Below are 8,824 nucleotides of genomic sequence, written 5' to 3' on the forward strand. Positions count from 1 at the left end.
CCTGGCGGGCTGAAATCGGGCATGTACGGGGGCCGGTTCGACGGCCGGGGTCCAGGGGATCGGGGCGTGCGGGCGGACGGACGGACGGGCGCGCGGTACGGGTCAGCGGTGCGCCTCGGCGCGGCCGAGCACCGCCCAGGCGTACCCGAGCAGCACCGCCGCGACGCCGCCGCCGCCGAGCAGAGCGGCCGACGGGCCGGAGCGGCCGAGCCCGAGCACCGCCAGGGTGGCGGCCGGGCCCGCGAGCGCGCCCAGCGCGGCCGCGGTCCACCGGCCGCAGCGCGCCAGCAGCGCGGGCAGCACCAGCAGCAGGCCCAGCACGCCCTGCGCCGCCCACGGGAGGGCGCCGGAGCGCTCGGCGGCCACGTGCAGCAGCCCGCCCCCGCGGGACGGCCCCGGGCGCGGCGCGACGACGGTCAGCACGGCGAGCGCGGCGAAGGTCAGCACCGCGAGGACGGCGAGGTGCAGGGCCACCGCGACCGGCAGCACCGGCCGCATCCGGGCCCGGAACTCGGCCAGCGTGCCCGCCGCGCCCAGGTGGCCCCGGCCGACCTGCCGGTACCACCGGGCCGCCCGCTCGGCCGACCCGGCCGACGCGGCGGCCGCCAGCGCCAGGGCGATGGTCAGCGGGCGGTCCCCGCCGGGCAGCGCGGGCGGGAGCAGCAGGAGGGCGGCCAGGCCGAGGCCGTAGGCGAGGGCGGCGGGGCGCCAGCGGGTGCCGGTGCCGGGCGGGGCGGCCTCGGGGCCGAGGCCGTCGGGGGCGGCGGGGCCGGCGAACGGCGGCCGGGGCGGGCGGGCCGGCCGGTCCGCGGTGAGGGCGGGGACGAGCACGAGCGGGACGGCGGCGGTCAGCAGCACCGGCCAGCGCGCCCCGAACCAGGCCACCGCCGCGCACGGCGGGGCGGCCAGGGCGACGGCGACGAGCGTGGCCCTGGCGGCGGCGCCGCACTCCCGGCCGGGGGGCTGCGGCGGCACGTACGGGCGGCGCGGCACGCGCGCGTACAGCTCGTCGGCCAGCGCGAACAGGTCGGCGTGCCGGCAGCGGGCCGCCGCCTCGGCCCCGAGGCCCGCCTCCTCCAGCCCGGCGGCGATCTCCAGCGGGTCGACGGCCCGCTCGCACAGCGCCCGGTGCTCGGCCATCACCTCGCGCACCGGATCGCCCGAGGGGCGGCCGGCACCGCCCCCCGCCTCCGCGCCGCCCGCGGACATCAGACCGCCTCCGCGAGGGCGCCGGGGTCCGTCTCCAGGCTCCCGCCGTCCGCCCGGAGGGCCGCCGGACGGCCGGGGGTCCGCAGCCGGCCCCCGCGCTCCCGCGCTCCGTCGCCGCCGTCCTCGGCCGCGTCGTCGGGGGCGCCGCGGCCGACCCCGTCGGCGCCGCCGCGCAGCCAGAACTCGGCGGGCCGGGCGAACGGGCGGGGCGCCTCGCCGGGCGTGCCGCCGCCCCCGCCGTCGGGGAAGGCCGGGAACTGCGAGACGAGCTCCAGGTAGATCTCCCGGAAGGCGCCGATCACCGGTTCGACGGCGAAGCGTTCCTGCGCCCTGAGCCGTCCGGCGAGCCCGAGCCGCGAGCGCCGCTCCTCGTCGCGCAGCAGCGCCAGGCAGGCGCCGGCCAGGGCGCTCGGGTCGCGCGGGGGCACCAGGAGCCCGGTCGGTCCGACCACCTCGCGGGCCACCCCGACGTCGGTCGACACGACCGCCCGCCCGCTCAACATCGCGTCCGCGAGCAGCCGCGGCCGGCGCTGGGCCAGCGCGGAGAACACCGCCACCGTGCCGCTCTCCCAGGCCGCGGCGAGCGAGTCGGGCCGCCCGGTGAAGTCCACCGCCGCCGCGATCCCGAGCCGGCCGGCCAGCGCCGCGCAGTGCGCGAGGTAGCCGGGCCGCGCCTCCTCGCCGTGGACGACGAGCCGGGCGTCGGGGAGTTCGGCCCGCACCCGGGCGAAGGCGTGCAGCATCAGCTCGGTGTCGCGGCCGGGTTCCAGGGCGCCCGCCCAGGTCAGGGTCGGCGCGGCCGGTTCCGGTCCGGCGGCGGGCCGGGACACCGCGGGCGTGCCCTCGTACACCACCCGGGTGCGCGCCGGGTCAGCCCCGCAGCGGCGCTGCCACTGCTGGTCGTGCGCGCTGCCCGGGGTCAGTATCGCGGCCTGCCGGTACGTCTCCTCGGTGAGCGCCCGGAAGAAGGCCAGCAGCAGGGCCCGGACGGGCCACCGGTAGGGCGCCTCGCGGTAGCCGAGGTACTGCTCGCGCAGGTGCAGCCCGTGCTCGGTGACGACGAACGGGACGCCGTGCAGGTGCCGGGCCACCAGGGCGGGCAGCGCGGCCGGGCCGCCGCCCACGACGTGGCACAGGTCGGCGCCGCCGAGGCCGCCGGGCCCGGTGCCGTACCAGGGCGCGGACAGCGGGCGCAGGCACTGCTCCAGGAGGTCGGCGGCGACCAGGACGTCGCACACCAGCGGCTGCCCGGCCGAGGTGTCCGCGCCGGGCAGCCGCCAGACCCGCTCCAGGGCGCGGCGGGCGTGCGCGGAGGCCAGGAACGCGGACAGGCCGGCGTCCTCCCGGGCGAGCGCGGCCAGCCGGTACAGCCCGGCCCCGAACCCGTCGCGCTCGCCCGGCAGGACCAGGGCGCGCACCAGTTCCTCGTACGCCCGCGCGTACTGGCGTCTGCGGAGTGCGCCGGGGGCCCGCCCGGCCGGCCTGCGCCCCCACAGCGCCAGTTCGTGGACCCCGCGCCAGGCGGGCGAGATCCGGTCCCCGACGCCGAGGGCGTCCGGGCCGGTGAGCAGGTAGAGCTCGAACCCGTGCTCCGGCAGGCCCTCGGCCAGCCGGTCGCACCAGGGTCCGGTGCCACGGCCCGGGTACGGACGGGCACCCTCGGTGAGCAGCGCGACGCGCACGGAAGACCTCCTCTTGCTGCCCCTCCCGGGGGCTGCGGAAGCTGGTGGCCGACCGCCTGCTGCCCGCCGTGTGGCGCGGCGTGTGTGGCTCTCCCCCCACACCTGTTCGGTCCGGCAGCAGAAAGGTAGGACCGGCCCGCGGCCATCCATCGGTCACATGCCTGGTTGCCACCTGAACGAGTGAACCGGCGTGACCTCGCCGCGAACGGGGCCGTTAGCGCCGCCGCTACCGGGCGCGGGCGGCCAGCAGCTCCCGCACCTCGCGCGCCACCTGCCCGGGGTGCTCCATCATCGCCACGTGCCCGGACTCCGGGAGCACCAGCAGCCGGGCGTCCGCGAAGGCCGCGCAGGCCCGCCGGGCCGAGCGGTAGGAGACGAGCTTGTCGCGCAGCCCGTACACGAGCAGCACCGGCACGCGCACCTGCCCGGCCTGGCGCCACAGCGCCTGCTCGCCGCGCTCGGTGTAGGCGGAGACGATCCCGCGCACCGAGCCGACCAGGGCCCGCGCCGCGTGCGGCACCGCGAGCCGGCGCCGGTACTCGGCCACCACCTCGGCCCGGGTGGCCGCGGGCAGCCCGTCCGGGTCGCCGTAGACCAGCCGCAGGATGCCGTCGGCGGCCTCCTCGGGGCCGCGCGCGCCCGCCGGGAGCCGGCCCAGCAGACCGGGCAGCCCGGGCACCGCGAGCAGGCCGGTCGGCCAGGCGGTGCGCTGCGGCGGCAGCTCGGGCAGCGCGGGCGAGACCAGGGTGAGGGTGCGGACGAGGTCGGGGCGCAGGGCCGCGAGCCGGACGGCGACGGCGCCGCCCAGCGAGTTGCCGAAGAGGTGGACGGGCCCGCGGCCGGCGGCCTCCAGGTAGCCGATGACGGCCCGGACGTGGCCGTTGACGCTCAGGTCGCCGTCCGCGGGCGGCGCGGAGGCGCCGAAGCCGGGCAGGTCCACGGCCTCGCCGTCGATCCGGTCGGCGAGCAGGCCCATGAGGGCCCTCCAGTTGCTGGCCGAGCCGCCGAGCCCGTGCACGAACAGCCCCGGCTCCCGCCCGTCCGCCCCTCGCCCGCCGGGCCCGCCCGCACCGGCCGGCCGGTGCACCGCGAGCACCGCACCGGGGACCTCGACCGACCGTATCTGCTGCTCAGCGCCGCTCATGGTGGACGATGGTAGTGAGCGCCGGCCGGGCGGCCGCCGCCGGGCGGGCACCCTGCGTGGCCGGGCCGTTCCACCCCCGTCACACCACTGCCGATGCCGAGGTCAGCGCCGTATTGTGGGCTCCTGACAAGGAGGCCGGGGGCTTTTCTCACGTCCGCCGAACGCGGACGCGGTTACCGAAAAGTAGAATCGGTCACCTCGCAGCCCCGTACGAACCCCGAAGTGAGGAGCGCCGTGACGGCCATCCAGGAGGCGCAGGAGCGCCCGCGCGGTGCCCGCCTGCCGCGAAGCGCCCGCCGTGAACAACTGCTCGGTGCCGCCCAGGAGGTGTTCGTCGCGCAGGGCTACCACGCGGCCGCCATGGACGACATCGCCGACCGCGCCGGGGTCAGCAAGCCGGTGCTCTACCAGCACTTCCCCGGGAAGCTGGAGCTCTACCTGGCGCTGCTGGACAAGCACTGCGACGCCCTCGTGGAGTCGACCCGCGAGGCGCTGTCCACCACGATCGACAACAAGCTGCGGGTGGCCGCGACGATGGAGGCGTACTTCAACTACGTCTCCAGCGAGTCGGGCGCCTTCCGGCTGGTCTTCGAGTCGGACCTGACCAACGAGCCGGCCGTGCGCGAGCGGGTCGAGCGGGCCTCGGAGGCCAGCGCGACGCTGGTCAGCCAGGTGATCCAGGAGGACACCGACCTGCCCGAGGCGGAGTCCAAGCTGCTCGCCGCCGGGGTCTGCGGCCTCGCCCAGATCACCGCCCGCTACTGGCTGTCGCAGGGCCTGGAGATCCCGCGCGACGAGGCGGTCCGGCTGGTCGCCAGCCTCGCCTGGCGCGGTCTGAAGGGCTTCCCGATGCACCCGGCCGGCGAGTCGGCCTAGGGCCGGCCCGCGGCCGCGGTGGGCTCCGGTGATCCGCTGACCTTCGCCTCCGCGGTGATCGCGTGCTCTATGGTGAAGCCGTACGGCGCGGTCGTCGCGAACGCTTGTCCCAGGCGCTCCGGTGCCCGCGCGTGGATGGCTGCAACCCCGGAGGGACGGAAGCCGTGGAGGTCAAGATCGGCGTGCAGAACGCGCCGCGCGAGATCGTGATCGAGAGCACGCAGACTGCCGATGAGGTCGAGAGCGCGGTCGCCAAGGCGCTGGAGGGCAGCTCGAAGCTCTTCTCGCTGACCGACGAGCACGGCCGCCGCGTCATCGTCCCGGCCGAGCGCCTGGCGTACGTGGAGATCGGCGAGCAGGCCGTCCGCAAGGTCGGTTTCGGCACTCTCTGAGTCGCCCGCCCGGTGCCCCGTTCCCCCCGAGGGAGCGGGGCACCGTTGCGTGTACGGCCGGTCGGACCGGGGTAGGGCGCAGGTGCGGCCGTTCGAGTGCCGCGCGCCCGTCCCCCGGGGAGGCAGCCTTGCTGGTCGAGTCGATCGTCTTCGCCCTCATCGGCCTGGTCGTGGGCCTGGCCGCGCTCCTGGCGCTGCCGGCGTACTTCCCGGCGGCCCGCGCCCTGGTGCTCGGCACCGCGGTGGCGGCGGCGCTGGTCGGCGGGGCGGTCGCGGCCTTCGGCCTCGCCGGGCGCTACCCGGCCGGAGCGGCCTTCGCGGCGGCGGTCGCCTCGGTGGTGCTCACCTCGATGCTGGCCCGGCCCGACGTGGCCGCCGGCCGGGCCCCGGCGCACCGGCACCACCCGCACCGCGGGGGCGCCCACCGCGCGCCGCGGCGGCACCGGCCGGCGTAGGGCGCGTCGTCGGGACGGGCCCTAGGAGGCCAGGCCGAGGGCGGCCATCCGCCTGGTGTGCGCCTCGGTGATCCGGTTGAACATCTTACCGACCTCGACCAGGTCGAAGCCCTGCACCTGCACGCCGCCGACCAGCAGGTTGGACAGCGCGTCACGCTCGGCGACCACCCGCTGGGCCTGGCTGAGCGCCTCGCCCATCAGCCGCCGGCCCCACAGGGCGAGCCGGCCGCCGGCCCGCGGGTCGGCCTCGATCGCCTGGCGCACCTTGTCGACGGCGAACTGGGCGTGGCCGGTGTCGGACATGACGCCGAGGACGAGGTCCCGGGTGTCGTCGTCGAGGCGGACGGCCACCTCGCGGTAGAAGTCCGTCGCGATGGCGTCGCCGACGTAGGCCTTGACCAGGCCCTCCAGCCAGTCCGAGGGCGCCGTCATGCGGTGGAACAGCTCCAGCGGCTCGACGAAGGGGCGCATGGCCTCCTGCGGGTCCGCGCCGATCTCGGCGAGCCGGTCGTGCAGGCGCTGGTAGTGCTGGAACTCGGAGGAGGCCATCCGGGCCAGGGCCGCCTTGTCGGCGAGGTCGGGCGCCAGCTTGGCGTCCTCGGCGAGCCGCTCGAAGGCGCTCAGCTCGCCGTACGCGAGGGCGCCGAGCAGGTCCAGCACCGCCGCGCGGTAGCCCGGGTCGGCCGAGCAGCTCGCCCAGTCACCGATCGAGCCGGCCTCGTCCTGCGTCTCACCATGGGTCTCCATGACCCGCCACCTTAGTCCCGCCCGCCCGGCTCCCCCACACGGACCGGCAGCCCCCGGGCGTGCCGGGTGACCACCCGGAACGCCCGGTCACGCGCCGGTCGCCGGGGGCAATGTCAGACGCGTCACGTGTTCGAGTCGTCGCCTGACTGTATGGTGGTACGGAGCCCCGTCGTGCTCGCACGGTGTCACCGCCGTCTCGGTGTCCCGCGCAAGCCCGCTCCCCAGCGGCACCGTCCCCTCGGACGTGTCCGCATCGGAGGCACGGGTACTCACGTACGCGGATGCCCGGTCGGAGAGCCGATCGGCTCCGACCATGGCTTGGACTTCAAGCCTTGGCACCGCATCAGTGGCCGAGCGAGGGCCGCCGAGACCGCGCCCACCCGGCGGAGGTCCCGCGCAGGTCCCTCACGGGAATCCTCCCCGACGCCGCCGGCGACGCGCCCCGCCATCGGGCCGCGCGCACCGGCCGGCCGCAGGGACCGGCGCGGTTGTGCGTCCGCGCAGCTGTTTCAGGACCGTCCAGGTCCGTACGCAGCCGCGCGCCCGCCCGCCCGCCGCTCGCTCTCGGCCCCTCCCACACGGAAGAGGCAGCACCCTGTCCACCACCGCTGAACCCATCAAGACGACGTTCCGAGAGCTGGGAATCCTCCCGGAGACCGCCGAGGCCCTGGAGGCCGTCGGCATCGTCCACCCATTCCCCATCCAGGAGATGACCCTGCCGGTCGCGCTGACCGGCCACGACGTCATCGGCCAGGCCAAGACCGGCACCGGCAAGACCCTCGGCTTCGGCCTCCCGCTGATCGAGCGGGCCGTCGTGCGCGCCGACGTGGACGCCGGCCGCGCCACCGAGGAACAGCTCACCGACTTCCCGCAGGCGCTGATCGTCGTCCCGACCCGCGAGCTGTGCACCCAGGTCACCAACGACCTGCAGACCGCCGGCAAGGTCCGCAACGTGCGCGTCCTCGCCGTCTACGGCGGCCGGGCGTACGAGCCGCAGGTGGAGGCGCTCACCAAGGGCGTCGACATCGTCGTCGGCACCCCGGGGCGCCTGCTCGACCTGGCCGGCCAGAAGAAGCTCAACCTGTCCAGGGTCCGCGCGCTGGTCCTGGACGAGGCCGACGAGATGCTCGACCTGGGCTTCCTGCCCGACGTCGAGAAGATCATCACCATGCTGCCGGCCAAGCGGCAGACCCTGCTGTTCTCGGCCACCATGCCGGGCCAGGTCATCAACCTCGCCCGCCGGTACATGAGCCAGCCGACGCACATCCGGGCCGCCGCGCCGGACGACACCGGCGCGACCGTCGCCAACATCGAGCAGCACATCTTCCGCGCGCACTCGCTGGACAAGGTCGAGATGGTCTCGCGCATCCTGCAGGCCGACGGCCGCGGGCTCGCGATGATCTTCTGCCGCACCAAGCGCACCGCCGCCGACGTGTCCGACCAGCTGACCCAGCGCGGCTTCGCGGCCGGCGCGGTCCACGGCGACCTCGGCCAGGGCGCCCGCGAGCAGGCCCTGCGGGCCTTCCGCAACGGCAAGGTCGACGTGCTGGTGTGCACCGACGTCGCCGCCCGCGGCATCGACGTCGAGGGCGTCACGCACGTCATCAACTACCAGTGCCCCGAGGACGAGAAGACCTACCTGCACCGGATCGGCCGCACCGGCCGGGCCGGCGCCTCCGGCACCGCCGTCACCCTGGTCGACTGGGACGACATCCCGCGCTGGCAGCTGATCAACAAGGCGCTGGACCTGCCGTTCAACGAGCCGGAGGAGACCTACTCCACCTCGCCGCACCTCTACGAGCTGCTGAAGATCGCGCCGGGCACCAAGGGCATCCTGCCCCGCTCGGAGCGCACCCGCGCCGGCCTGGGCGCGGAGGAGGTCGAGGACCTCGGCGAGACCGGCGGGCGCGGGGCGCGCTCCGGCCGGGGTGGCCGCGGCGGGTCCGCCGGCTCGAACGGCTCCGGCGGCTCGAACGGCTCCGGCGGCTCGGGCGGCTCCGGTCGCTCCGGCCGTCCGGGCGGCCCGGCCGTCGAGGCGGCCGAGGAGAAGCCGAAGCGGACCCGCGAGCGCCGGCGCACCCGCCGGGGCTCCGAGGTCGGCGCCGAGGGCGAGGCCGCTGCCGCGGTGACCGCGTCCGCCGCGACGGCCCCGGCCGTCGAGGGCGCCGAGGGCGAGGCCGCGCCGCGCCGTCGTCGCCGCCGCTCGCGCGGTGGCGCGTCGGGCGCCGAGGCTGCCGTGGCCGAGGCCGCGGTGGTCGAGGCCGCCGAGGCCGTCGTCGCCGAGGCCGTGGCGGCCACCGAGGCTCCGGCCGAGGAGAA

Annotated in this window: 8 protein-coding genes; 4 read left to right on the forward strand and 4 right to left on the reverse strand. The window is 76.8% G+C overall.

Annotated elements, in window-relative coordinates; genetic code table 11:
• Positions 1-102: 102 nt before the first annotated feature.
• The 3 genes from ACFVU9_RS36875 to ACFVU9_RS36885 all read right to left on the reverse strand — a co-directional run bounded on the left by ACFVU9_RS36875 (position 103) and on the right by ACFVU9_RS36885 (position 4,035).
• A complete protein-coding gene (locus tag ACFVU9_RS36875) occupies positions 103-1,209 on the reverse strand; it encodes a hypothetical protein (RefSeq protein WP_387601183.1) in 1,107 nt (368 codons plus the stop codon).
• Positions 1,209-2,891: a DUF3492 domain-containing protein gene (locus tag ACFVU9_RS36880; RefSeq protein ID WP_387601185.1), complete on the reverse strand. Its 1,683-nt coding sequence runs from the start codon at positions 2,889-2,891 to the stop codon at positions 1,209-1,211. Before ACFVU9_RS36880 ends, ACFVU9_RS36875 begins: the two co-directional genes overlap by 1 nt.
• A gap of 226 nt (positions 2,892-3,117) precedes the next feature.
• Entirely contained in the window at positions 3,118-4,035 is a 918-nt protein-coding gene (locus ACFVU9_RS36885; protein WP_387601188.1) for an alpha/beta fold hydrolase, read from the reverse strand.
• A 234-nt stretch (positions 4,036-4,269) separates the two neighbouring features.
• On the opposite strand from ACFVU9_RS36885, the gene ACFVU9_RS36890 reads away from it, so the two are divergent.
• From ACFVU9_RS36890 to ACFVU9_RS36900, 3 genes are all read left to right on the forward strand, one after another.
• On the forward strand, positions 4,270-4,911 hold the full coding sequence (locus ACFVU9_RS36890) for a TetR/AcrR family transcriptional regulator (protein ID WP_380438231.1): 642 nt from the start codon (positions 4,270-4,272) through the stop codon (positions 4,909-4,911).
• 164 nt (positions 4,912-5,075) lie between these two features.
• Positions 5,076-5,303 (forward strand): DUF3107 domain-containing protein, encoded by a 228-nt coding sequence (locus ACFVU9_RS36895; protein WP_359963217.1) that lies wholly within the window; start codon positions 5,076-5,078, stop codon positions 5,301-5,303.
• 128 nt (positions 5,304-5,431) lie between these two features.
• Positions 5,432-5,758, forward strand: coding sequence for a hypothetical protein (locus tag ACFVU9_RS36900; protein WP_387601191.1), 327 nt, complete (start codon positions 5,432-5,434; stop codon positions 5,756-5,758).
• Between the two features lie 21 nt (positions 5,759-5,779).
• Here the strand turns inward: ACFVU9_RS36900 and ACFVU9_RS36905 are convergent, their stop codons facing one another.
• On the reverse strand, positions 5,780-6,505 hold the full coding sequence (locus ACFVU9_RS36905) for a ferritin-like fold-containing protein (RefSeq protein WP_380438227.1): 726 nt from the start codon (positions 6,503-6,505) through the stop codon (positions 5,780-5,782).
• 595 nt (positions 6,506-7,100) lie between these two features.
• On the opposite strand from ACFVU9_RS36905, the gene ACFVU9_RS36910 reads away from it, so the two are divergent.
• Positions 7,101-8,824, forward strand: a 1,724-nt coding sequence (locus ACFVU9_RS36910; RefSeq protein WP_387601197.1) for a DEAD/DEAH box helicase, incomplete at its 3' end; no start/stop codon positions are given.

The organism is Kitasatospora sp. NPDC057936, from assembly GCF_042887525.1.
Lineage (GTDB): Bacteria > Actinomycetota > Actinomycetes > Streptomycetales > Streptomycetaceae > Kitasatospora.